Source organism: Hymenobacter aquaticus (assembly GCF_004765605.1).
GTDB classification, from domain to species: domain Bacteria; phylum Bacteroidota; class Bacteroidia; order Cytophagales; family Hymenobacteraceae; genus Hymenobacter; species Hymenobacter aquaticus.
Map to the genome: position 1 here is coordinate 382,460 of NZ_SRLC01000003.1, position 22,568 is coordinate 405,027.

General features: G+C 60.8%; 22 protein-coding genes. 15 read left to right on the plus strand and 7 right to left on the minus strand.

Features of this window, described 5'->3' with window-relative positions; genetic code table 11:
- Positions 1-173 precede the first annotated feature (173 nt).
- The 3 genes from E5K00_RS21460 (at position 174) to E5K00_RS21470 (ending at position 2,653) form a co-directional block, all read left to right on the plus strand.
- Positions 174-1,484 carry a DUF349 domain-containing protein gene (locus E5K00_RS21460; protein ID WP_135465364.1) on the plus strand — a complete coding sequence of 437 codons (1,311 nt, stop codon included), beginning with the start codon at positions 174-176 and terminating at the stop codon, positions 1,482-1,484.
- Between the two features lie 134 nt (positions 1,485-1,618).
- A complete protein-coding gene (locus E5K00_RS21465; protein WP_019948259.1) occupies positions 1,619-1,840 on the plus strand; it encodes a DUF2795 domain-containing protein in 222 nt (73 codons plus the stop codon).
- Between the two features lie 147 nt (positions 1,841-1,987).
- Complete coding sequence (locus E5K00_RS21470; protein ID WP_245328388.1) at positions 1,988-2,653, plus strand: ABC transporter ATP-binding protein; 666 nt, start codon at positions 1,988-1,990, stop codon at positions 2,651-2,653.
- Between the two features lie 177 nt (positions 2,654-2,830).
- Here the strand turns inward: E5K00_RS21470 and E5K00_RS21475 are convergent, their stop codons facing one another.
- From E5K00_RS21475 to E5K00_RS21485, 3 genes are all read right to left on the minus strand, one after another.
- A complete protein-coding gene (locus tag E5K00_RS21475; protein ID WP_167856991.1) occupies positions 2,831-4,003 on the minus strand; it encodes a lycopene cyclase family protein in 1,173 nt (390 codons plus the stop codon).
- 108 nt (positions 4,004-4,111) lie between these two features.
- Entirely contained in the window at positions 4,112-4,975 is an 864-nt protein-coding gene (locus E5K00_RS21480) for an LOG family protein (RefSeq protein WP_135465367.1), read from the minus strand.
- A gap of 208 nt (positions 4,976-5,183) precedes the next feature.
- Positions 5,184-6,443 (minus strand): ABC transporter permease, encoded by a 1,260-nt coding sequence (locus E5K00_RS21485; protein WP_135465368.1) that lies wholly within the window; start codon positions 6,441-6,443, stop codon positions 5,184-5,186.
- Between the two features lie 202 nt (positions 6,444-6,645).
- On the opposite strand from E5K00_RS21485, the gene queA reads away from it, so the two are divergent.
- The 4 genes from queA to E5K00_RS22915 all read left to right on the plus strand — a co-directional run bounded on the left by queA (position 6,646) and on the right by E5K00_RS22915 (position 9,804).
- Complete coding sequence (gene queA / locus E5K00_RS21490; protein ID WP_135465369.1) at positions 6,646-7,695, plus strand: tRNA preQ1(34) S-adenosylmethionine ribosyltransferase-isomerase QueA; 1,050 nt, start codon at positions 6,646-6,648, stop codon at positions 7,693-7,695.
- A 111-nt stretch (positions 7,696-7,806) separates the two neighbouring features.
- Positions 7,807-8,532: a 2-C-methyl-D-erythritol 4-phosphate cytidylyltransferase gene (locus tag E5K00_RS21495; protein ID WP_135465370.1), complete on the plus strand. Its 726-nt coding sequence runs from the start codon at positions 7,807-7,809 to the stop codon at positions 8,530-8,532.
- 75 nt (positions 8,533-8,607) lie between these two features.
- Positions 8,608-9,387: an enoyl-CoA hydratase-related protein gene (locus tag E5K00_RS21500; protein ID WP_135465371.1), complete on the plus strand. Its 780-nt coding sequence runs from the start codon at positions 8,608-8,610 to the stop codon at positions 9,385-9,387.
- A gap of 261 nt (positions 9,388-9,648) precedes the next feature.
- A complete protein-coding gene (locus E5K00_RS22915) occupies positions 9,649-9,804 on the plus strand; it encodes a hypothetical protein (RefSeq protein WP_167856992.1) in 156 nt (51 codons plus the stop codon).
- A 106-nt stretch (positions 9,805-9,910) separates the two neighbouring features.
- Here the strand turns inward: E5K00_RS22915 and E5K00_RS21505 are convergent, their stop codons facing one another.
- Entirely contained in the window at positions 9,911-10,774 is an 864-nt protein-coding gene (locus E5K00_RS21505; protein WP_135465372.1) for a hypothetical protein, read from the minus strand.
- 182 nt (positions 10,775-10,956) lie between these two features.
- Here E5K00_RS21505 and E5K00_RS21510 point away from each other — a divergent pair, with 182 nt between their 5' ends.
- From E5K00_RS21510 to E5K00_RS21525, 4 genes are all read left to right on the plus strand, one after another.
- A complete protein-coding gene (locus E5K00_RS21510; protein WP_135465373.1) occupies positions 10,957-11,550 on the plus strand; it encodes a DUF4142 domain-containing protein in 594 nt (197 codons plus the stop codon).
- 32 nt (positions 11,551-11,582) lie between these two features.
- Positions 11,583-11,816, plus strand: coding sequence for a hypothetical protein (locus E5K00_RS21515; RefSeq protein ID WP_135465374.1), 234 nt, complete (start codon positions 11,583-11,585; stop codon positions 11,814-11,816).
- 118 nt (positions 11,817-11,934) lie between these two features.
- Positions 11,935-12,630, plus strand: coding sequence for a DUF4142 domain-containing protein (locus tag E5K00_RS21520; protein ID WP_135465375.1), 696 nt, complete (start codon positions 11,935-11,937; stop codon positions 12,628-12,630).
- A 162-nt stretch (positions 12,631-12,792) separates the two neighbouring features.
- The gene (locus E5K00_RS21525; protein ID WP_135465376.1) at positions 12,793-13,473 is read left to right on the plus strand and encodes a TMEM175 family protein; all 681 of its coding nucleotides are present in this window, start codon (positions 12,793-12,795) and stop codon (positions 13,471-13,473) included.
- Positions 13,474-13,483: 10 nt separating this feature from the next.
- On the opposite strand, the gene E5K00_RS21530 is transcribed toward E5K00_RS21525, so the two are convergent.
- A complete protein-coding gene (locus E5K00_RS21530; RefSeq protein WP_135465377.1) occupies positions 13,484-13,915 on the minus strand; it encodes a hypothetical protein in 432 nt (143 codons plus the stop codon).
- 66 nt (positions 13,916-13,981) lie between these two features.
- Positions 13,982-16,900, minus strand: a complete 2,919-nt coding sequence (gene uvrA / locus E5K00_RS21535; RefSeq protein ID WP_135465378.1) for an excinuclease ABC subunit UvrA — start codon at positions 16,898-16,900, stop codon at positions 13,982-13,984.
- A gap of 286 nt (positions 16,901-17,186) precedes the next feature.
- Here uvrA and E5K00_RS21540 point away from each other — a divergent pair, with 286 nt between their 5' ends.
- The 3 genes from E5K00_RS21540 to E5K00_RS21550 all read left to right on the plus strand — a co-directional run bounded on the left by E5K00_RS21540 (position 17,187) and on the right by E5K00_RS21550 (position 19,133).
- Positions 17,187-17,660: a hypothetical protein gene (locus tag E5K00_RS21540; RefSeq protein ID WP_135465379.1), complete on the plus strand. Its 474-nt coding sequence runs from the start codon at positions 17,187-17,189 to the stop codon at positions 17,658-17,660.
- Between the two features lie 116 nt (positions 17,661-17,776).
- Complete coding sequence (locus E5K00_RS21545; protein ID WP_135465380.1) at positions 17,777-18,826, plus strand: hypothetical protein; 1,050 nt, start codon at positions 17,777-17,779, stop codon at positions 18,824-18,826.
- 55 nt (positions 18,827-18,881) lie between these two features.
- Positions 18,882-19,133 (plus strand): hypothetical protein, encoded by a 252-nt coding sequence (locus E5K00_RS21550; protein ID WP_135465381.1) that lies wholly within the window; start codon positions 18,882-18,884, stop codon positions 19,131-19,133.
- Positions 19,134-19,244: 111 nt separating this feature from the next.
- Here E5K00_RS21550 and asnS read toward each other — a convergent pair whose 3' ends face one another.
- Positions 19,245-20,648 carry an asparagine--tRNA ligase gene (asnS, locus tag E5K00_RS21555; protein WP_135465382.1) on the minus strand — a complete coding sequence of 468 codons (1,404 nt, stop codon included), beginning with the start codon at positions 20,646-20,648 and terminating at the stop codon, positions 19,245-19,247.
- 241 nt (positions 20,649-20,889) lie between these two features.
- On the opposite strand from asnS, the gene rpoN reads away from it, so the two are divergent.
- On the plus strand, positions 20,890-22,476 hold the full coding sequence (gene rpoN / locus E5K00_RS21560) for an RNA polymerase factor sigma-54 (RefSeq protein WP_135465383.1): 1,587 nt from the start codon (positions 20,890-20,892) through the stop codon (positions 22,474-22,476).
- The last annotated feature ends 92 nt before the right edge of the window (positions 22,477-22,568 follow it).

Here is a 22,568-nt window from a genome sequence, read left to right on the forward strand (position 1 = left end):
GCCGCCACCCTGGGGGCCCGCTCACCAAAGGTAGGTAGCCCGGCGTAAGATTCCGCAGAATGCCGGTGGGCCGGCAAAAAACAGGTGTACTTGTTAGGCATGCCGTAATTCTTGTCCATATTTCCGCTCTGAACTCCCCCCTTCACCCCCTATTCGCCCCGCGTTATTAGTTTATGGAACAACAAGACCACTTACTGGCCGAAGCTCGCCGTTATGGCTACATCGAGGGCGACCAGGTGTGGCTTCAACCGATAATGAACCTGCCAGCCCGGCGGGTAGGCCTGGTAAAAGATTCGGAGGAAGCGGCCCTGCTGTACTTCGCCCAGCGTTTCGAGAACTTCCGCGCCAAAGTCGACGAGCTCCTGCAGAAGATGGAGGAGTCGGAAAACAAGGGCTCCTTCCTGATGAAGGCCCTGCACCTGAAGGAGCAGACGGCCACCTACGACGGCCTCGGCGACTTCGAGAGCCTGCACCGTCGCCTCACCGAGGCCGAGGACAACATCAAGGTGACCATCGCCCGCAACCGGGAGAAAAACCTGGCCACCAAGATCAGCCTGATCCAGGAAACCGAAGCCCTGCGCGACACAATCGATTGGCAGGAAGCCGGCGACAAGCTCAAGGACCTGCGCCAGGCCTGGATCAAGACCGGGCCGGTGGAGAAGCAGATAACCGAGGAGCTGGAAACCCGCTTCCGCGACGCGGTGGAAGAGTTTTTCGTGCGCAAAAAGGACTTTATGGCCCAGAAAAAGGCCATGACCAACCGCGTCTTCGACAAGTACAAGGAGCTGATTCACAAGTCGGAAGCCCTGCAAAACTCCGACGACTTCGAAGGCACCACCGCCAAGCTCAAGCAACTGCAGCAGGACTGGAAGGAAGTCGGCGGCTCGCTGCCGCGCAAGCAGGCCAACGAGCTGTGGACCCGCTTTAGGGCGGCCCACAATCACTTCTTTGAGCGCCTGAAGGAGCATATCAGCATCAAGCGGGTGGAAAGCGTGGTGGCCAGCGGCGGCCCCGACGACAACCTGAGCCGCAAGCGCGCCCTGGTCGCCGAAGCCGATGCCCTGCTGAACCGCCCCATGAACGAGGCCGTAGCCCGGGCCAAGGAGCTGCAGGCCGCCTGGAAAAAGGTGGGCCCCGTGCGCGGCGAGGAGTCGGACCGGGTGTGGGAGCAGTTTATCCTGGCCTGCGACAAGGTGTTCGAAATGAGCGCCCTGGAGCACTTCATCCGCAAGCGCCAGGCCGGCAACCCCGAGGTACTGACCAAGGACGAGCAGATCAGCACCCGCGTGCAGGCCCTGCGCGACTTTATCAAGTCGGATCAGCAGGAGCGCGAGGTGCTGCTGGAAAACCTGGGCAAGCTCAGCGACTCGCCCGGCAACGACACCTTCCGTACCATGCTGCAAGGGAAGGTGCGGGCTTTCGACCGCAAAATCCGCACGAAAACCGAGCTAATCGACATCTTACAGCAGCGCTTGGTTGCGTAGCCCAACATTCAGAGGTATTTTACGTTGTCCTGCAAAAGCAACCAAACGACCGGAGCCGTGTCAAGCAAGTAGGCGGCGTCTGAATTACTTTTAAACACTACTTTTGCCAACCTTTTTTTGTAGCACACACGACTATGTATTGGACCCTCGAACTGGCTTCGTATCTGGAAGATGCCCCCTGGCCTGCCACCAAGGATGAACTCATTGACTACTCTATCCGCTCGGGCGCTCCGATGGAAGTAGTAGAGAACCTGCAGGCCCTGGAAGATGACGGCCAACCCTACGAGAACATCGAAGAAGTTTGGCCGGACTATCCGACCAAGGAAGACTTCATGTTCAACGAAGACGAATACTAGTGCTTAGTGCCTGGTTGGTAGTGCTTAGGTAGTTCTGGAGCCTCGACTCACGTCATGAACCAAGCACCAAGCACTAAGCATCAGACACTACACATTGAAAATCTGGTTGCGGGGTACGAACAGCGCGTTCTACTCCGCAACCTTTTTTTGTGCCTGCCGGGGCCGGCTTTCGTGGCCGTCATCGGGCACAACGGCTGCGGCAAAACCACCCTGTTCCGGGCCCTGACCGGCCAGATTCCCTACCAGGGCACCGTACACGTTGCCGGCCACGACCTGCGCCAGGTGCGCCGGCCGGCGGCAACCGGGCTGCTGGCCCACCTGCCCCAACGCAGCGCGGTAGGCTTCCCGATTGAAGTGCGCGAGCTGGTCGTGATGGGCCGGTTTCGCCACCACCGCTTCCTGAGCTCCTACACCCCGCAGGACTATGCCCTGGCCGAAGCCGCGCTACAGCGCGTGGGCGCGCTGCACCTGGCCCGCCGCGACTTTACCCAGCTCTCGGGGGGCGAGCAGCAGCTGGTGTGGCTGGCCCAGCTGGCGTTGCAGGATGCCGGCCTCTACCTGCTCGACGAACCCACCCAGCAGCTCGACGTCTACTACCGCCGCCGCGTGTTCGACCTACTGCGGGAGTGGGTCACGCAGGCCCACAAAACCATCCTCTGCATCACCCACGACCTCGACAATCTGGCCGTCATGCCCGGGTACGTCCTGAACCTGTCCAGGCCGCAGCCTACTTTGCAGCCCCTCTCCGCCGCCGTAGTCCAGGCCGAGCGGGAGTTTCTGGAAAGTGAGGAAAGCATAGGTTCAATGGGCTAATGATTAATGTGCTCAGGTGCTAATGTGGAGAATGTGGGAAATGTGGTTGGATGTGCCAATGCTTCCTTTTTCATCGTGGGGCTGAAGCATCCGCAGAACACATTGCCCACGTTTTCCGCATTCTCCACATCAGCACATTGCCCACATTAGCACCTGAGCACATTATTCATTAGCACATTACTCCCCCCGCTTTCCAGGCCGGCCGCGGAGCACGTGCCAGATGGAGCGCATAAAGGGCCAGGGCGTCACGGAGTTCATGATGCGGAAGTTATCCGCCCAGGAGGTTCGCTCGTCGAGGAAGGCCAGCACCCGCTCGATGGGGTTGCGCCGAAACAGCTCGGTGAAAATGTCGCGGGTGGTTTCGCCCCGGCGGCGCATAATGTCCAGCAGCAGCGTGTCGAACAGATGAAACTGCCGCTGGTCGCCGGTTGGGTTGCGGGGGGGCTGGCCGGTGCCGGCCAGGGCGGCTACCAGCCGGGCGCTGTGCTCCTGAATCCGCAGGAAGGCGTAGCCCGTGCTGGGCTTGGCCCGGCCGGCCCGGGTACCGAGGTTGATAATGTTGGCGCCCTCCCGGCTCGGCAACGGGTGGTCGGTCATGGGAATGGCGCCCACTTCCTCGCCTTGTATCGTGTAGTCAGTCAGCCCTAACGTATGGCGCAGGTACTCCTGCATGGCGGCCTCGTACTCGGCTTTGGGGAGTAGCTCTTCCGAGAATAGCGTGTACTCAACCAAGGCCTTGCGCCGGCTAAACGGCAGCACGTAGATGAAACGCGCCTCCCGGTGCTGCTCGCCCCGGAAGTCCATAAACTCGACCGTGCCCGGGTCAAACACGTCGTGCGGCGTTTCGATTTCCCAGCCCACGAAGTGCTGCAGCAGATACCGGTGTTTCTCGGGCTGCTTGTGCAGCTGGGGCAGGCGGCTGTCGAAAGCGTAGCGGGCCCGAAACGCGCCGGCGCTGGTCTGGGCCTCCACGCCTTCCGGGGTGTTGGTCAGGCCTTCTACGGAGGCTTGCACGAAGGTAAACTGCGGGTTCTGGGCCAGGGCCTCCTGCACGAAGCGGTAGAAGTCGAGGCCGCGAATCATCTTGTAGCGGTAGCGCTGCAACCGGAACACCCGCTCGAAGCCCGGACTGCGAAAGGCCAGCTGCTGCCACTCGTGCGCCACAATCGGGTCGAACAGCGTGGCCGCATCCGCCCAGAACGACCAGGTCCGGTCGTTCTGGTTTTTCGCGGCGGGCTCGATAATGACCACGCGCTTGTCGCGCAGCCGGGGCTCCTGACTGATGTGGTAGGCCAGGCTCAGGCCCGCGGCGCCGCCCCCGGCAAGTAAGTAGTCAAAGTCAGGCTTCACGAAACAAAGAAAGCAGGCCAGCCCGGAATTGTTGCCGACGGCCGTAGCTGGGGCGGGCATAAAAAAAGCCGGACGCGGGTCCGGCTTTTCTTTTCGTCGAGCAATGGCCTAGAAGTTAGGCGACAGCAGGTACTTGGAGTAGAAATCGTCGATGATTTTTACGGCCGAAGCCGCGTCGTCCACGAGCTGCACCAGGTCCATGTCTTCGGGCGAGATGTTGTGCTCGTCTTCCAGCATAGCCGTCTTAATCCAGTCGAACATGCCCTGCCAGTATTTGGTACCCACCAGCACGATGGGGAAACGGCCGATTTTCTTGGTTTGAATCAGGGTAATGGCCTCAAACAGCTCGTCGAGCGTACCGAAGCCGCCGGGCATGCCGATGAAGCCCTGGGCGTACTTGACGAACATCACCTTGCGCACGAAGAAGTAGTCGAAGTTGATGATCTTGTCCGAGTCGATGTAGATGTTGTGGAACTGCTCGAAGGGCAGCTCAATGTTCAGACCTACCGACTTGCCACCCTCGGCGCGGGCGCCTTTGTTACCGGCTTCCATGATGCCGGGGCCGCCGCCCGTGATAACGCCGTAGCCGTGGCGCACCAGCTTGGAGGCAATTTCCTCGGCCATCTGGTAGTAGGGGTTGTCGGGCTTGGTGCGGGCCGAGCCGAAGATCGAAACGCAGGGGCCAATCTTGGACATCTTCTCGAAGCCCTCCACGAACTCGGCCATCACCTTGAAGATCTGCCAGGAGTCGGCAATCTTGATTTCGTTCCAGTCCTTGTCCACAAACGCCTTGCGGATGCGCTGCTCGTCGTCGAGCTGCACCGTCCGCTCGCCGTGGGTCTGCTCCCGGATGTCGCTGATGCTGGTGACTTTATTGTCGTTTACGTTGGGCTGGACGATGGTTTGGCCGCTGCCCGCGTTGAGGGCCTCGTCGGAAGCTTTAGTCCGACTGGTTTTTTTGAGTTTCGTCATGGCTACACATGGGAATTGCAGGGTCAGCCGGAGGCAACGACGTTGCCCGTAGCGGTACAGCCAACCCGCTAGTGAAAAAAATACGAAAAGAGTGGGGGCAAAAGAAAGCCGCCCCGCGGAAACAGGGCGACTAAAAATTGGGGCGTGCAAGTTAACAATTTGTTAACAATAGCCTAACCCGCTGTTGTAGAATGTCCTGCTCCGGCCACTATTTCGAACGAATGGCAATTACCGGATCCAGGTTCGACGCCAGCACGGCCGGGATAATGCCCGCCAACACCCCAATCACCACCGACACGGTGAGGCCCAGCACGATGTTGCCGGCCGATAAGAACAACGGCAGCGAATCCTGGGGCACCAGGGTAATGAGGAACACCAGAAAGATGCCCGCCGCGCCGCCAATTAAGCACAGAAAAACGGCTTCGAAAAGGAATTGAAAGAGAATAAAGAAATTCTTGGCCCCCAACGACTTCTGAATCCCGATGATGTTGGTGCGCTCTTTCACCGACACGAACATGATGTTGGCAATGCCGAAGCCGCCGACCAGCATGGCAAACGAGCCAATGACGGCCCCGGCCACCCCGATGATGGAAAACAGCTGGGTAATGGCGTTGGCCAGCATTTCGGGCCGGTTCAGGGCGAAGTTGTCTTCCTGCCGGGGCTTCAGGCCCCGGATGTTGCGCATCACGCCCTGCAGCTCGTATTCCAGGTCGAGCAGGCCGGGGTCAGAGTCGGAGCCTTTCACGGCAATGGTCGGCGTCACGCCGGTCATGCCGCCGGTGTTCAGGGCAAACATCTTGGTGAACATCCCGAAGGGAATCAGGCAGTTGGTGTCGTTGCTGGGCGTATCGAGCAGCTTTTTGCCTTCCTTCTGCATCACGCCAACGACCACGAACTTGCGACCCTTGGCGTTGAATTCCTGCCCGATGGGGCTGCCATTGGGGTACAGGCTTTCGGCAATGGTGGCCCCGATAATGGCCACGTTGCGGGCCGCGTCGACTTCCTGCGAGGTAAAGTAGCGGCCTTCGGCAATGGGCACGTCCGACACCTGGCGGTAGTCGTAGCTGACGCCCTGCAGGGCGCAGTCCGACACGCTGTTGCTGCCCGCTTTCAGCACGCTGCCGCCCACGGCCCCGAAGATGGCCACGCCTTTATTGTTAGGACCCAGGTTTTTCTGCAGCTCCCGAAACTCGCGCACGGTCGGCACCGGGCGGTTGAAGTATTTCCACCACGGGTATTCGCCCCCGAAGGCCCAGGGCCACTTGCCCACGTATATCACCTTGTCGCCCACGAAGCTCATGCTCTTGCGCACGTTGGCCTCGAGCGAATCGACAACGGCAAACACGGCAATGATGGCGAAAATGCCCACCGTGACGCCCAGCAGCGAGAGAATGGTGCGTAACAGGTTCGATTTGAGGGCTTGCCACGCGAAGCGGAAGCTTTCCAAAGTCAGGCGCAGCGATTTCATCCAGTGAAATGGTGAGGTGGTGAAAGGGTGAGTTTTATGCTTGGATAGAGTGGAATTGCGCTGCCGGCACGACAACTCACCATCTCACTAGTTCACCATCTCACCTTTTCGGGCGAAAAGTAACGATTTATCCGGCCATTGTACGTACTTTTGCCAACCCAAAATTTTGTTAGATTCCCCTCCTATTGCCTTTGTTTAGCCCATGAAACTGTCCGAGTTCAAATTTGACTTGCCCGAAAGCCTGCTGGCCCAACATCCGGCCAAAACTCGGGATGAATCGCGCCTGATGGTGTTGCATCGGGACAGCGGCAAAATCGAGCACCGTGTCTTCAAGGACATCATTGAGTATTTCAATGAGGGTGACGTATTTGTGGTCAACGACACGCAGGTTTTCCCGGCCCGCCTGTACGGCAACAAGGAAAAGACGGGCGCTAAAATTGAGGTGTTCCTGCTGCGCGAGCTCAACAAGGAAATCCACCTCTGGGACGTGCTGGTCGATCCGGCCCGTAAAATCCGGGTGGGCAACAAGCTCTACTTCGGCGAAAGCGACATGGTGGCCGAAGTTATCGACAACACCACTTCGCGCGGCCGCACCATCAAATTCCTGTTCGACGGCTCGGACGAGGAGTTCTACAAGGCCCTCAACGACCTGGGCGAAACCCCGCTGCCCCGCGAGGTTATCACCCGCGACGCGGAGCCCGCCGACAAAGAGCGTTACCAGACCATCTACGCCAAGAATAAAGGTGCCGTGGCCGCTCCTTCGGCCGGTTTGCACTTCACCCGCGAAGTAATCAAGCGCCTCGAAATCCGGGGCGTGGACATGGTGCCGGTGACGCTGCACGTAGGCCTGGGCACGTTCCGTCCCGTTGACGTGGAAGACCTGACCAAGCACAAGATGGACTCGGAGAACTTCATCGTGCCGGCCGAGTCGGCGGTGGTGGTGAACCGCGCCCTGGACGCCAAGAAGCGCGTGTGCGCCGTGGGTACCACCACGATGCGCGCCCTGGAGTCGTCGGTATCGGCGCATGCCCGCCTGAAGGAAAATCAGGGCTGGACCGACAAGTTCATCTTCCCGCCCCACGAGTTCAAGATTGCCAACTCCCTGCTCACGAACTTCCACATGCCCGAAAGCACGCTGATGATGATGGCGTCGGCTTTTGCCGGTCACGAGTTCCTGATTGAAGCCTACCAGACCGCCATTAAGGAGAAGTACAAGTTCTTCACCTACGGCGACGCCATGCTGATTCTGTAGGCGGCAACTTGCTGTACCATCCGGTAGCGCCGGGGCTGTTTTCGCAACGGCTCCGGCGCTTTCTTTTGGGAAAAACCTACTTTCGGGCCATCTGCCCGCTACTTTCCGCTTATGGCTTCTGCTGCTTCCCCTCTCACCTCTTCCTCCACCCCGCCGCGCTACGCCATTCTGGTGGCCGGCGGCAGCGGCACGCGCATGGGCGCCGACCGACCCAAGCAGTTCCTGAATCTGCTCGGTGAGCCGGTGCTGCTGCACACCCTGCGCCGGTTTGCCCAACCGGAGCTGGGAATCGAGCAATGCGTGGTGGTGCTGCCAGCCGAGCAGTTTGCCACCTGGGAGCAGCTGTGCCGGGAGTTCAGCATCAGCATTCCGCACGCGGTGGTGGCGGGCGGCGAAACGCGCTGGGCCTCGGTGCGGCGCGGCCTGGCCTACCTGGCCGAACAGCCGGCGGGCCTGGTGGCCGTGCACGACGGGGTGCGGCCCCTGGTGTCGGCGGCCGTCATTGAGCAGACTTACGCCGCCGCCGCCACCCACGGGGCGGCCGTAGCCGCCGTGGCTCCCAAAGACTCGGTGCGCGGCCTGGCCCAGCAGGGCTCCTACGCCCTGGACCGCAGCCGGCTGCGGCTGGTGCAGACGCCGCAGTGCTTCGAGCTACAGCTGCTGTGGCGGGCCTACCAGCTACCCGAGCTGCCCACGTTTACGGATGATGCCAGCGTGGTGGAAGATCTGCAGCCCATCTACCTGGTGCCCGGCGACTACCGCAACCTCAAGATTACCACCCCCGAAGACCTGATTGTGGCCGAGGCCCTGCTGCGGGCCGAGCTGGGCGCTGGGTAATCACCCGGTCCGCCCGTTTGCCGGGTTCGGCGTACTTTTCGGTTCTCAAACCTTTCCACCCGACATTTCTTTCCTATGTACACCTGCCTGCTTTACGACGTTCAGAACGGCGTTGCCACTATTACCCTGAACCGGCCGGAAGTATTCAACGCCTTCAATGACCCGCAGAGCTACGAGCTGCAGGACGCGCTGCAGAAAGTAGCCGACGACGACTCGGTGCGGGCCGTGGTGCTGACCGGGGCCGGCCGCGCCTTCTGCTCGGGTCAGGATCTGAAAGCCACCCAGGACGACCCTGATTTTTCCTTTGCCGATACCCTGCACAAGCGCTACAACCCCATTATTCGGGCTATGCGCAACATGCCCAAGCCTATTATTGGCCGGCTCAACGGCGTAGCGGCCGGTGCCGGCTGCTCCCTGGCCCTGGCCTGCGACGTGCTGGTGGCTTCTTCGGAAGCCTCGCTGATTGAGGTGTTTATCAACATCGGGCTGGTGCCCGACTCGGGCTCCTCCTACTTTTTACCCCGGCTGGTGGGCACCCTCAAGGCCTTCGAGCTCTGCACGCTGGGTTCCAAGGTAACGGCCGATGAAGCCCTGCGCCTGGGCTTGGTCAATCAGGTGGTGGCACCGGCCGAGCTGGATGCCGCCGTGGCCGCGCTGGCCGCCCGGTATGCCGCGGCCCCGACCAAGTCGATTGGCCTGATCAAGCAGATGCTGAACAAGGCGGGCACCGCCACGCTGGACGAAATGCTCGATTACGAGGCCGACTGCCAGCAGACGGCCGGCGAATCGGCGGACTACCGGGAAGGCGTGGCCGCGTTTACGGAAAAGCGCAAACCCGTATTTAAAGGTCTGTAACTGTATTATTTCGGCATCATAGACACGCAACCAGACGACTGATCCGGCCTTCGTCGGCTCCGTTCTTGCTGGCACCTTCGCCGACGGAGTACGTGCTCCTGGTAGGGCAGCTGTCCGGACGTAACCCAGCACTTGACAAATACTGAATTTCAACGCCGCAGGGCAGCTTTTCGACAAGGCTGCCCTGTTTCGCGTGTACACTGTGACACTCCGCGCGGCAACCGCACGTCGGTATGGACGGGCACCGTACCCGCTGACATCATGCCGCCCCTAACGCTGGACCCTGTTGTCGGCATTTCCTCCGTCCGGTTCCTTTCATACTGGAACGGCGACGGAATCTACTACGACAGTGTGTGCATCGTGACGGCCGATGGGGTGGCGACGCTAACTCTACACGTCAAAAAAGCCAAGAAATAGCGGTTTTACTGGGCCCTAAAAACAAAGCGGCCCGGAAATTCCGGGCCGCTTTGTGGGTACAGACTGCGACAATCCGCAGCGGGGCGCTAGGTGTGGTTGAAAAGGATTAGCGGAGGCGAATGGTGCGCGTAACGCCGTTCACGGTGATGCTGGCGATGTTGTCGCAGGCTTCGGTGCCCGTGGGGTCGTAGTTGAGCAGCAGGGTTTTACCCTTGGAGTTGCTGATGTTGACGGTACCGGCCGTGAAGTGTCGGGCGCAGCCCAGCGTGAAGTTTTTCACTAGCGGCGTCTGAATCTGGGCGGTGTAACTCACGTTTTTGCGGTTGGTGCCCGAGGCCTGGCCCGTCACCTGGTACTTGTCGTCCTGGATGGTAGCAGTGCCAAAGCCGGCCGTGCGGGTGTACGTGCGCTGCGAGGTCCAGCTGTGGGTGCCGTCGGGGGTGACGATGCTGGCATTCTGCACGTCCAGCGAGAAGGAGCCGTTGCCGAGGCTGGTGAAGACCCGCGTGCCGGTATGGCGGTTGTTGTTCACGTAGTAGTTGACCAAGGTTACGGTAGCCGTGGCGCCGGCTTGCGTAACGCCGTTCAGACGGTAGGGTCCGCCGAAGACCACCACAATCTGGCCGCGCCGGGTTTTGCCGTTGGGGCACAGGCAGTTGGTAGCACCAAAGTCAATGGTCAGGGTCCGGGTTTCGGCGTTGTAGGTGCGCACGGCGCAGGTGCCCACTACCCGCAGCACGTCGCCGGGCTCCCGGGCCGGGCCGTTGGATACCCGCTCGTTGTCGGGGGTCGAGGCCTCGATGATGTCGCCGATGGCAGCATTTTCGTCTTCAGCGTTGCCGCTGTCCTCCGCCGATTCCAGGTTTTCCGGAGCAGCATCTTTGTCGTTGTCGCGGTTGCAGGCCGTGAAGCAGAGCAGGCCGCTAGCCAGAGCAGCCAGCCCCAGGGAGCGGAGCGTGAGATTTTTCATGCGGAGGGAGGTTGAAAAAGTGTGGTATGGGTTGGTTTTGTAGCCGTTAGAGGCCGGGGTAAGGAAAGAGTTTAACCCCGGTCAAACTTTTTTTTCGCGGCCCGGAACTATTTCATTTTGAACCGCAAAGCCCACCGGCCGTATAGAAGCGCACTGCTTTTCACTTATCCGCCCCCAGACCTATGCTGAGCTCCTCGTATCGAACCGTAGCCTTGTGGGGCAGCCTGCTGGCCTTGGCCGCGGCCTGTTCGCCCGAGCAGAGCCAGAAAGACCCCGTCGCGGAAGCCCAGTTTCAGAACGAGAAGCGCATCGGCGACGAAAACGTGACGAAGAAGCAGGAGCGCGACGCCGAGTTTATGGTGGAAGCCGCCAGCGACGGTCTGCTGGAAGTAGAGCTGGGCCGGCTGGCGCAGCAAAAGGCTACCCAACCGGCGGTAAAAAACTTTGGTCAGCACATGGCCACTCAGCACGCCGAAGCCAACGCGGCCCTGAAAACGCTGGCCGAGCAAAAAGGCCTCGTGCTGCCCGCCAGCCTGGGCCGCGACCAGCAGGAAACCTACCGCAAGCTTTCGGGCCTCACCGGCAGCCAGTTCGACAAAGCCTACATGGATCTGATGGTCGACGACCACAAGAAGGACGTGGACGAGTTTGAGGACATGAGCGAAGACGCCTACGACGGCGACATTCGCGGCTTCGCGGCCAAGTACGCTCCCGTGCTGAAACAACACCTGGAAATGGCCGAGCAGGTCAACGACCAGGTGGAAAAGCTACCCTAACCTGATTTTCCTTTACTCAACCAATTTACCGTATGAAGACCCGATTTTTTTCTTTGCTGGCCCTGGCAGCTATGCTTTCCCTGACCAGCTGTGGCGATGCCGATAAGCGCACCGACGGCACGGCCGGCGAGGCAGTAAGTGATATGGACAAAGCCGCTGACGACGGCGGCGTACAGGCCGACGCCACCGTAATCGACAACGACGCAGGCCCGACTGTGACGGCCAACGCCGATTCGGCCATGACCGACACTACCACGGCCCCCTAAGCAGCCGTATTCTTGGTACACTCTACGCTGAGCTGCCACCCGCCCGGGGCAGCTCAGCGTAGCAGTAAGAGTTTTCCGCCCTGAGTATCCCCTCCTCTTTTCAACCAAACCACCCACTATGAAACGCATTACCATGAGCCTGTTGTGTGCCAGCTTACTCAGCCTGGGCGCTTGCAGCAGCAACGACAGCTCGACTACCACGACCGACGCCCCGACTAACTCAGAAGAAGCGGGTGGCAACGCGGGCGACAACTACATGAACGCCGCCACCAACGGCGACTCATCGACAACCTCGCTGCCCGCCGATGCCACCGCCGCCGGCAGCGCCGCCGCTACGGGCACGGCCCCAGCCGATATGAACGCCAATTCGTCGGGAGCTACGGCCCCGCACGCTACCGACCCTGAGTTTATGATGTCGGCGGCCCACAGCGACCAGAATGAGATTCAGCTCAGCAAGCTGGTGCTCGCGAAAGGCGCGACCGGCATGACCAAGCAGCACGCCGAGATGATGATTAAGGACCACACCAAATCGACGGCGGACCTGAAAGCCCTAGCCCAGAAAAAGAACGTGGCCCTGCCCGCCGATATGGACGATGAGCACAAAGCCATTGCCAAGCAGATGGAGACGTTGTCGGGCGCGGCGCTGGACAAGAAGTTCATGGATCAGATGGTGATGGACCACCAGAAGACCCTGAACACGCTGAAAGCCCACCAAAGCATGACCAAGGACGCCGACCTGCAAGGCTTTATCGGCAAGGTGACGCCCGTGGTACAGGGCCACCTGGATATGTCGAAAAAGCACGCCAGCATGTAAGCCAAGCGCTTTGCTTACCACCAGAAAGCCGCCGGACCTGCGTCCGGCGGCTTTCTGCTTTTTGGCGCTCTGCTGGCGGCGCGGGTTGGCTGCTCATATGCCAAACTCTATATTTGGCTGACCGGTGCACTATTGTCGGCTTCGTATTAGGGACAGATACTTATGGATGGCAACGAAAAAGCCCAGCACCACCGCGACGCTTTCCAGATTGAGCGGGTAATTCTGTTTACCGACGCCGTTTTTGCCATTGCCATTACGCTGCTCGTCATCGAAATCAAGGTGCCGGAGCTGGAGCACCCCACCGAAAGCGCCGTGCAGAGCGTGCTGGCTCACCTGATTCCGAAGTTCGTGGGCTTTCTGCTCAGCTTCTTCATCATTGCCATCTATTGGATGGCCCACCACCGCATCTTCCGCTTCGTGCGCCGCCTCGACAACCGCCTGCTGTGGCTGAATCTGGTGTTTCTGCTCAGCATCGTCATCATGCCCTTCACCACGGCTTACCAGAGCGAGTACAGCCTGCTGCGCACCCCCTGGATTGTGTACAGCATCAACATTGCCTTCACAGGCCTGATGCAGACCGCCCTGCAGCGCCACCTGCGCAACCACCGCCATCAGCTCGTGGCCGACCCCGAGCACGAGCACCCCGACCTGGACTTGGCCCGCCCGCTGATGTCGCCGCTGGTGTTCGTCAGCAGCATTGCCCTGGCCTTCGTGCTGCCGCCCATCGCGCTGCGCCTGATTCCGGCCGTGGCGTTTCCACTGCTGGGCTTCCTGAACCGCCGCCGCTACCGCCGTTTGGATGCTGCTTACCGGCAGAAGCACGGCGCCCGGGTGCTGGCCTAACGTGCCTGTCTTACTTAGCCGGACCAACAGCCGTGGCTTCCCATTGGAGTTCGTAAGAATCGCACCGCAGGGCGTTGATGTTCATGCGGAAGCGGCCGGTAGCGGTTTTGCCCGCGAGCTTGCCGCCCATATCAAAGCACCAGGCGGAGGCCCCACCGTCCGGCGGTTCGCAGAGGCGGCCGGCAATGGTGCCATTGGTGACGGCGAAGCTACCCCTGGGGCCGGTGGCACCCAGCATTTCCAGCTTCCCGTCGCAGCGCCAGTATCCTTTGAAGGTAACGTCGCGGATGGTTTTGCCATCGGGAGCCAGCACGAAGCTGAGCGTGTTGCCTTTCATGCCGTTGGTGAATTTGCCCTCGAAACGGGTGCCGGTTGGTGGGGTCGGGGCGGTTCCGGCCGCTAGCAACAGTGTGAGAGCCGGGAGGAGTAGAAAAACGCGCATAGGCCGGAAAAAATGAGGCCGGGAAATAATCATTTCCCGGCCTCATTTGCAATGCGTCACGCCAGTCTACGCCTCGGCATACTTGCTGACTTTGAGCTCTTCGGCCAGGAAGCGGGCCGTGTGGCCCTTCTTGACCTTGGCTACCTGCTCGGGCGTGCCCTGGGCCACGATGGTCCCGCCGCCCCCGCCGCCCTCGGGGCCGAGGTCGATGATGTGGTCGGCGACTTTGATCAGGTCCAGGTTGTGCTCGATGATAAGGACCGTGTTGCCCTTGTCGACCAGCTTCTGGAGCACGTCGGAGAGGTGGTTGATGTCTTCAAAGTGCAGGCCGGTGGTGGGCTCGTCGAGGATGTAGAAGGTTTTGCCGGTGTCCTTCTTGCCGAGCTCCGTAGCCAGCTTCACACGCTGAGCCTCGCCGCCGCTCAGCGTGGTGGCCTGCTGACCCAGGGTGAGGTAGCCCAGGCCTACTTCGTTCAGCACCTGTATCTTGCGCAGAATCCGGGGCTGGTTTTCGAAATACTCCACGGCCTTTTCCACCGTCATGTCGAGCACGTCGGTGATGCTCTTGCCCTTGAAGCGCACTTCCAGGGTTTCGCGGTTGTAGCGCCGGCCTTTGCAACTCTCGCAGGGCACATGCACGTCGGGCAGGAAGTTCATTTCGATGGTGCGCATGCCGGCCCCTTCGCAGGTTTCGCAACGGCCGCCCTTCACGTTGAAGGAGAAGCGGCCCGGTCCGTAGCCCCGGATCTTAGCCTCGGGCAAGGAGGCAAACAGGCTGCGGATTTCGGTGAACACGCCGGTGTATGTGGCCGGGTTGGAGCGCGGGGTGCGCCCAATCGGCGACTGGTCGACCTCGATTACCTTGTCAATCAACTCTAGGCCTTCAATAGCCTGGTAGGGCAGCGGGTCGCGCTTGGCGTTGAAGAAGTGCTGGTTGAGAATCGGGTAGAGCGTGTCGTGAATCAACGACGACTTGCCCGAGCCCGACACGCCGGTCACGGCTACCAGCTTTCCCAACGGGAACTTGGCCGTCACGTTTTTGAGGTTGTGCCCGGTGGCGCCTTTCAGCACCAGCTGGCCCCCGTCGCCCTTGCGCTTCTGGCGGCGCAGCTCGATGTGCTTCTGCCCGCTCAGGTACTGCGAAGTCAGGCTGCCCGACTCGAAAATCTCGGTGGGTGAGCCGTGGGCCACGATGCTGCCGCCGTGAATACCGGCCCCGGGGCCAATATCCAGCACGTAGTCGGCATTCATAATCATGTCCTTGTCGTGCTCCACCACGATGACCGAGTTGCCGATGTCGCGCAGGTGCTGGAGGGCCTTGATGAGCCGCTCGTTGTCGCGCTGGTGCAGGCCGATGCTGGGCTCGTCCATGATGTAGAGCACGCCCACGAGCTGGGTGCCAATCTGGGTGGCCAAGCGGATGCGCTGCGACTCCCCGCCCGACAAAGTGCGGACCGAGCGGTGCAGGTTCAGGTATTCCAGGCCCACTTCCAGCAAAAAGCCGATGCGCTTCCGGATTTCCTTGAGCAGCTCGCGGGCAATCAGGTTCTGGCGGTCCGAAATCCGGTCTTCCAGGCCCTCAAACCACTGGGCCAGCTGGGCAATGTCCATCACCGACAGCTCGCCAATGTTCTTATCGGCAATCTTGAAGTGCAACGACTCCTTCTTGAGGCGGTAGCCGTGGCACTCGGGGCACTCCTTGGCCTGGGTATACTCCTGAATCCAGGCCCGGATGTTTTCCGAGTCGGAGTCCATCTGCCGGCGCAGGAAGGGAATGATGCCTTCGAAGGGCTCCACGTAGCCGGCCTTTTTGGGGTCGGCGCCTTCCTCTTCTTCTACCCCGTAGAGCAGCTTTTCGAGCAGGTCGGCGGGCAGTTTGTCGAGGGCGGTGGAAAGGCTGGCCTTGTGGCGCTTGAGGATGGTACTCAGCTGCTGGAAAATCCAGATGTCGCGGTATTCGCCCAGGGGCGCGATGCCGCCGCGGCTGATGCTGAGCTTCTTGTCGGGCATCACGCTTTCCTCGGTAATCTCCTGCACCTCGCCCAGGCCGTTGCAGGTGGGGCAGGCGCCGTAGGGCGAGTTGAACGAGAAGGTGTTGGGCGCCGGGTCGTCGTAGGCAATGCCGGTGGTGGGGTCCATCAGGAAGCGCGAGAAAAACTGCGTCTTACCCGAGTCCGAATCCAGCACCAGCATCGTGCCCTTGCCGTGGGTCAGGGAGTTCTGCACCGAGCCCGAGAGGCGGAACCGGTCTTCCTTGGTGGCCTTGAGCCGGTCGATGACGATTTCGATGTCGTGGATTTTGTAGCGGTCCACCTGCATCTTGGGCGTGATGTCGAGCAGCTCCCCATCGACGCGCACCTTGGTAAAGCCCAGCTTGGCAATCTGCTGGAACAGCTCCCGGTAGTGGCCTTTGCGGCCTTTCACTACGGGCGCAAGCACCACCAGCTTTTTGTCGGCGAAGTGCTTGAGGATGTAGTTGATGATCTGCTCGTCGCTCTGCCGAATCATTTTAGCCCCCGTGGCGTAGCTAAAGGCCTCGGCGGTGCGGGCGTAGAGCAGGCGCAGGAAGTCGTAAATCTCGGTGATGGTACCCACCGTGGAGCGGGGGTTGCGCGAGGTCGTCTTCTGCTCGATGCTGATAACCGGCGACAGTCCCTCGATTTTGTCGACGTCGGGACGCTCCAGGCCGCCCATGAAGGAGCGGGCGTAGGCCGAAAACGTCTCCATGTAGCGGCGCTGGCCTTCGGCGTAAATCGTGTCGAAAGCCAGCGAGGACTTGCCCGAGCCCGAAATACCGGTGAAGACCACCAGCTGACCCCGCGGAATCTGGACTGATACGTTTTTGAGGTTGTGCTCCCGGGCCCCGTACACCTCAATGAAAGGCGCTTCCACGTCGGCGGCCCGTTGCGGCTGCGGCACGGGCGGCGCTACGACGGGAGCAGCTGATTTGGCAGAAGGAATAGAGGCAGTCGTTTTCTTGGCCATGCAAAGCAAGTCGAATAAGTCCGCAAAGGTACGCAAAACGCGGCCCTTTGGCTACCCCGAATAGCTTATTTGCCAGTGGTTTTAGCGCCTGGCACCGCGGGAAGCCACCGACGAGAGTGGGAGTCGGGCAGAGGAGGTACAACAGCGTAGCGGCCCGGATTGTCCCGCTGGGAAATAAATTAATCGTTCCGGCCCCGGCGACGGGCCGGCAGCAGAACTGTAGCGGCTTGGCGTCGTATTTGCCAGAAGCCCAGCTTTACTTCTCACCACCTCACCCCACCGCATCATGAAACTGCTCAAAATTGCCGCCGCGGGCCTCTTTGCCCTCACCCTGCACACCACCACGGCCCAGGCCCAGGTCAACATCAACATCACGCCGCCTTCCTGGGGCCCCGCCGTGGGGCCGAATACCCAGTACTACTACATTCCCGAGGTTGACGGCTACTATGACGTGCGCGACCGGCAGTACGTGCTGCTGCGCGACGGCCGCTGGGCCCGGGTAACCAATGCGGGCCGCGACCCGCGCACTTTCCACCCCGTGGTAGTCGACTACGTGGGGGCCCAGCCCTGGGTGCGCATCGAAGAATACCGCACTAAATATAAAGGCCACCCCCACGGCATGCCCCCCGGCCAGGCCAAGAAAATGCGCGGCGGCCAGACGGTCATCATTAACCAGAATGCCGCTTACCAGGACCACCCGGGCAAAGGCAACGGCCAGGGAAATGGACATGGCAACGGGAAAGGCAAGGGCAAGCACTAAGCCCGCCGGACTGCCCACTACAGAAGGCTCTTCCCCGCGGAGGAGCCTTCCTGCGTTTAATGTGGCTGGACTCCCGTAACATTGCCGCCGTAGTTTCCCTGTTTTTCCCGCGCCGTATGCCGCCCGCTTTTCCCCGCCAGTCTCTGCTGCTTGTGTTTCTGCTGGCCCTGGCGCTGCTCTGGAGCAATGCCTATTTCGTGCTGGTCAACCACCCGGCCGCCTATACCATCGACGAGCAAAGCTACCTGCAGATGGCCCAGGGCCGCTTCGACGTGCCCGTCACTCACCGCTACCGGGTAGTGGTGCCGCTGCTGGCCGGCGGCCTGGCCCACGGCACCCAGGGGCTGGCCAACCTTATTTCGCCTTCCGACCAGCCCCCGCTGGGGTTCAGCTTTTTTCTGGTGAACACCCTGCTGCTGGCCGGGGCCGGGCTGCTGGCCTTTCGCAGCGCCGTAGTGGCCGGGGCGGCTCCGGGGGCGGCGCTGCTGGGCATGGCGGCCCTGGTCACCTGCGGGTCGGCTACCTATGTTTCGGGCCGGCTGCTCGTCGATAGCGCTTTGGTGCTGATGGTGGCGCTGCTGTATTACTCGGTGCAGGCCCGCTCGGCCCCCGCCCTGCTCACGGCCGTGGTGTTGGGACCGGTGCTCAAAGAATCCTTCCTGCTGTTCCTGCCGCTGGTGGTGCTGTATGGAGGGTATGCCCGGTGGTGGCACCGGCTGCTGGCTTCGGCTGGTGGGCTGCTGCTGCTGCTGGCCGTGCATTGGAGCATCGACACGCACGTGGCGGCGGCCGCCTCAGCGGGCAGCATCGCCAATGCCCTGGCTCACAGCCGCAGCATCGTCAGCAACCTGGGCTGGCTGTTCTCTCTACGCGGACTGGTGATTTGCGCCGGCGTCTATGGGTTGTTCAACGCGGTGCTGCTGGCCGGCTGCTGGGGCGGCAGCGCAACAATCGGGCAGTGGCTGCGGCCCCTGCGGCCGGGCCCTACCTTGCTGCTGCTGACGGCAGTGCTGGCCCATATGCTGCTTTCGGGCGAAATGAGCCGCATGCTGCTGCTGGCCGGCCCGGCCGTGGCCGTAGCCGTGGCCCTGATTCTGGACCGACACCCGCTGTTTGCGCCCCTGCGCCACTTGCTGGGCACCACGGCAAAAAGCCCCGTTGAGTAGCCCGCTGACGCCGAAATACGTAGAGCATACTCTCAACCCTGCTCCGCCTTACATCATGGCCCACAACCCCTATCAACCCATCAGCTGCTCGTTCTACGACGAGCTGGAAGCCCGCGCCACCACCCGGCAGGTCTGCACCCTGCTCTACCGCACCGAGCCCGACACGCCGCCGAGCACCTACACCGGCATCATCACCGACCTATTTATCACTGACAAAGTAGAATACCTGCGCTTGGAAGACGGCTTCGAGCTGCGCCTCGATGCGCTGGTAGCCGTGGACGATAAGGAGCTGCGCAACTACTGCTAACCACTGTTATAGAAACAACAACGGCCGCCTCGCATGATACGAGGCGGCCGTTGACTATAACAATCGTCCACAAAATCCGACGAATCCGAAAAATCCGCCGGAATCCGTGGTCTAAAACTCGGCGCTCTTGGGGAAGCGCGGGAAGGGAATGACGTCCCGGATGTTGCCCATACCGGTCACGAACAGCATCAGGCGCTCGAAGCCCAGGCCGAAGCCGGCGTGGGGCGCGGTGCCGTACTTGCGCAGCTCCAGGTACCACCACAGCTCGTGCTCGGGCACGTGCATTTCGGCCATGCGCTTGGTGAGCTTCTCCAGGCTTTCCTCGCGCTCCGAGCCGCCGATGATTTCGCCGATGCCGGGGAAGAGCACGTCCATGGCCCGCACGGTTTTGTCGTCGTCGTTGAGCTTCATGTAGAACGCCTTGATATCCTTGGGGTAGTCAATCAGGATAACGGGCTTCTTGAAGTGCTTCTCGACCAGGTACCGCTCATGCTCGCTCTGCAGGTCGGTACCCCACTCCACGGGGAATTCGAACTTCTGCTTGGCCCCTTTCAGGATTTCGACGGCCTCGGTGTAGGTCAGGCGCTGGAAGTCGTTATCCACCACGAACTGCAGGCGGCCCAGCAGCTCCTTGTCGTACTGCTCGTTGAGGAACTTGAGGTCGTCCTGGCAGTTTTCCAGGGCGTAGCGCACCAGATACTTGAGGAAGTCCTCGGCCAGATCCATGTTGTCGGGCAGCTCGTTGAAAGCTACTTCGGGCTCAATCATCCAGAACTCGGCCAGGTGACGGGCCGTGTTGGAGTTTTCGGCCCGGAACGTGGGTCCGAACGTGTAGACCTTACCCAGAGCCATAGCGGCAATTTCGCCTTCCAATTGCCCCGAAACGGTCAGGTTGGTTTGCTTGCCGAAGAAGTCCTGCTTGTAGTCCAAGCCCGACTTGTCCTCGGTCAAGGGCGGGTTCTGGTCGGGCAGCGTGGTCACGCGGAACATCTGGCCGGCGCCTTCCGCGTCGGAGCCCGTGATGATGGGCGTGTGCACGTAGTAGAAGCCCCGGTCGTTGAAGTACTGGTGCACGGCGAAGGCCATGGCGTGCCGGATGCGCAGCACGGCCCCAAACGTGTTGGTGCGGGGGCGCAGGTGGGCTATTTCGCGCAGAAATTCGAGCGAGTGACCTTTCTTTTGCAGCGGGTAGGTTTCGGTATCAGCCTTGCCATACACGGTGATTTCCGCGGCCTGGATTTCCACGCTCTGGCCTTTGCCCTGCGAGGCCACCAGCTTGCCGCGCACCATCACGGCCGCGCCGTTTTCGACGCCATCGGCCTTAAGCTTTTCCTCGGGGAAGTTTTCGGCGTCGGCCACCACCTGAATGGAATTGAAGCCGGAACCGTCGTTGACGGCAATGAACTGCACGTATTTGTTGCCCCGGCGGGTACGCACCCAGCCTTTCACCACCACCTCGCGCTCCAGCTCCTGGCTCTGGAGCAGCTCCTGCACACTCGACCTTCTGACAGACATCGGACTTAGCTTTCTGTATTTAAATCATTAAGTCGGCAAAGGTAGGACTTTTGCGGGGCGGAAAGATCAGTTTCCGGGATTCCACTCGTTTGTTTTGTGAATCGGGGTGCAGCGCGTTGTTTTGCCAAAATGATGTGGGGCCCCGGGCTCAACTTTTTTGACCGAACTCAAGTACAGAAAGGTCTATCTTTACTGAGAGCCCCGGCGGTGTTTTGCCCCGGCGCTACACGCTTTTCCGAGTATGCAAAGACTTGACATGAAGCAGCTTCTCTCCCAGAAGCTGTCTCCCCAACAGATACAGTTCATTAAGCTGCTGCAAATTCCGACAGCAGAGCTGGAGGCGCGCATCAAGGAAGAGCTGGAGGTGAACCCCGCCCTGGAGGAAGGCGACGAGAATACCGACGACGAGCTGGAAGACCAGGAGCGCGACGACGACTCGGACGAGGACGCCGACGACTACGACGACCCCGATTCGGAGTTCGACAACGACGATAACACCCTGGATGAGGACTTCGACGCCGGCAGCGAAGAGCAGCCCGAAGTTGAGGTACCAACCAAGGACGAAGGCCCCGAGGAAACCACCAAGGACAACGACGAGCTGGACCTGGGCGACTACCTCAACGACGACGAAATAGCGGGCTACAAGATGCAGGGCGACGGGCCCGGCGAGCCCGACGACGACCGGGAAATGCCCCTGGCCGACACCGGCGCCTCCCTCACCGACTCCCTGCTCGACCAGCTGGGCTTTGCCGACCTCGACGAGAAGCAGGAAGCCATTGGCCGCCAGCTCATCGGCTCCATCGACGGCGACGGCTACATCCGGCGCGATTTGTCGGCCATTGCCAACGATTTGGCTTTCTCCCAGAACATTGAGGCCGACGAAGCCGAAATCGAGGGCGTGCTGCACCTGATTCAGAGCTTCGACCCGGCCGGCATTGCCGCCCGCGACCTGCAGGAGTGCCTGCTGCTGCAGCTGGAACGCCGGCACCAGGATGCGGTGACCGAGCACGCCGAGCAGATTCTGCACGACACCTTCGACGAGTTTACCAAGAAGCACTACCAGCGGATTCAGCAGAAGCTGGACCTGGAAGAAGACGAGCTCAAGGACGCCATTGCCCTGATTCTGAAGCTCAACCCCAAGCCCGGCGGCACCGGCCCCGTGGGCATGGGCAAGGTGCAGTACATCATCCCGGACTTTATCCTGACCAACGACAACGGCGTGTTCAACCTCACGCTGAACGCGCGCAACGCCCCGGACCTGCGGGTGGCCCCGGCCTACACCGAGATGTTCCAGACCTACGACAAGGCGGCCAAGAAGGACAAGAAGATGAAGGAGGCCGTCACGTTCGTCAAGCAGAAGCTGGACTCGGCCCGCTGGTTTATCGACGCCATCAAGCAGCGCCAGCAAACCCTGCTCCGCACCATGGACTCCATCGTGCGCTACCAGCACGACTTTTTCCTGGAAGGCGACGAAAGCAAGCTACGCCCCATGATTCTGAAGGACATAGCCACCGAAATCGGCATGGACATCAGCACCGTGAGCCGGGTGGCCAACTCCAAGTCGGTGCAGACGGAGTTTGGCATCTACCCGCTGAAATACTTTTTCTCCGAGGGCATTGCCACCGACTCGGGCGAGGATGCCAGCTCGCGCGAGGTGAAGCACATCCTGAAGGAAATCATTGAGGGGGAAAGCAAGAACCGGCCCCTGAGCGACGACAAGCTGGAAAAGATGCTCAACGCCCGCGGCTACAACATTGCCCGCCGCACGGTGGCCAAGTACCGCGAGCAGCTCAACATTCCGGTGGCTCGCCTGCGCAAGGAGCTGTAGGACCGCTGCCGCTTACAGAGGTTTACAGAAGGCAAAAAGGCCGCCGGAAGCATTTCCGGCGGCCTTTTGCTTGGGTATAACTCAGCTGAAGA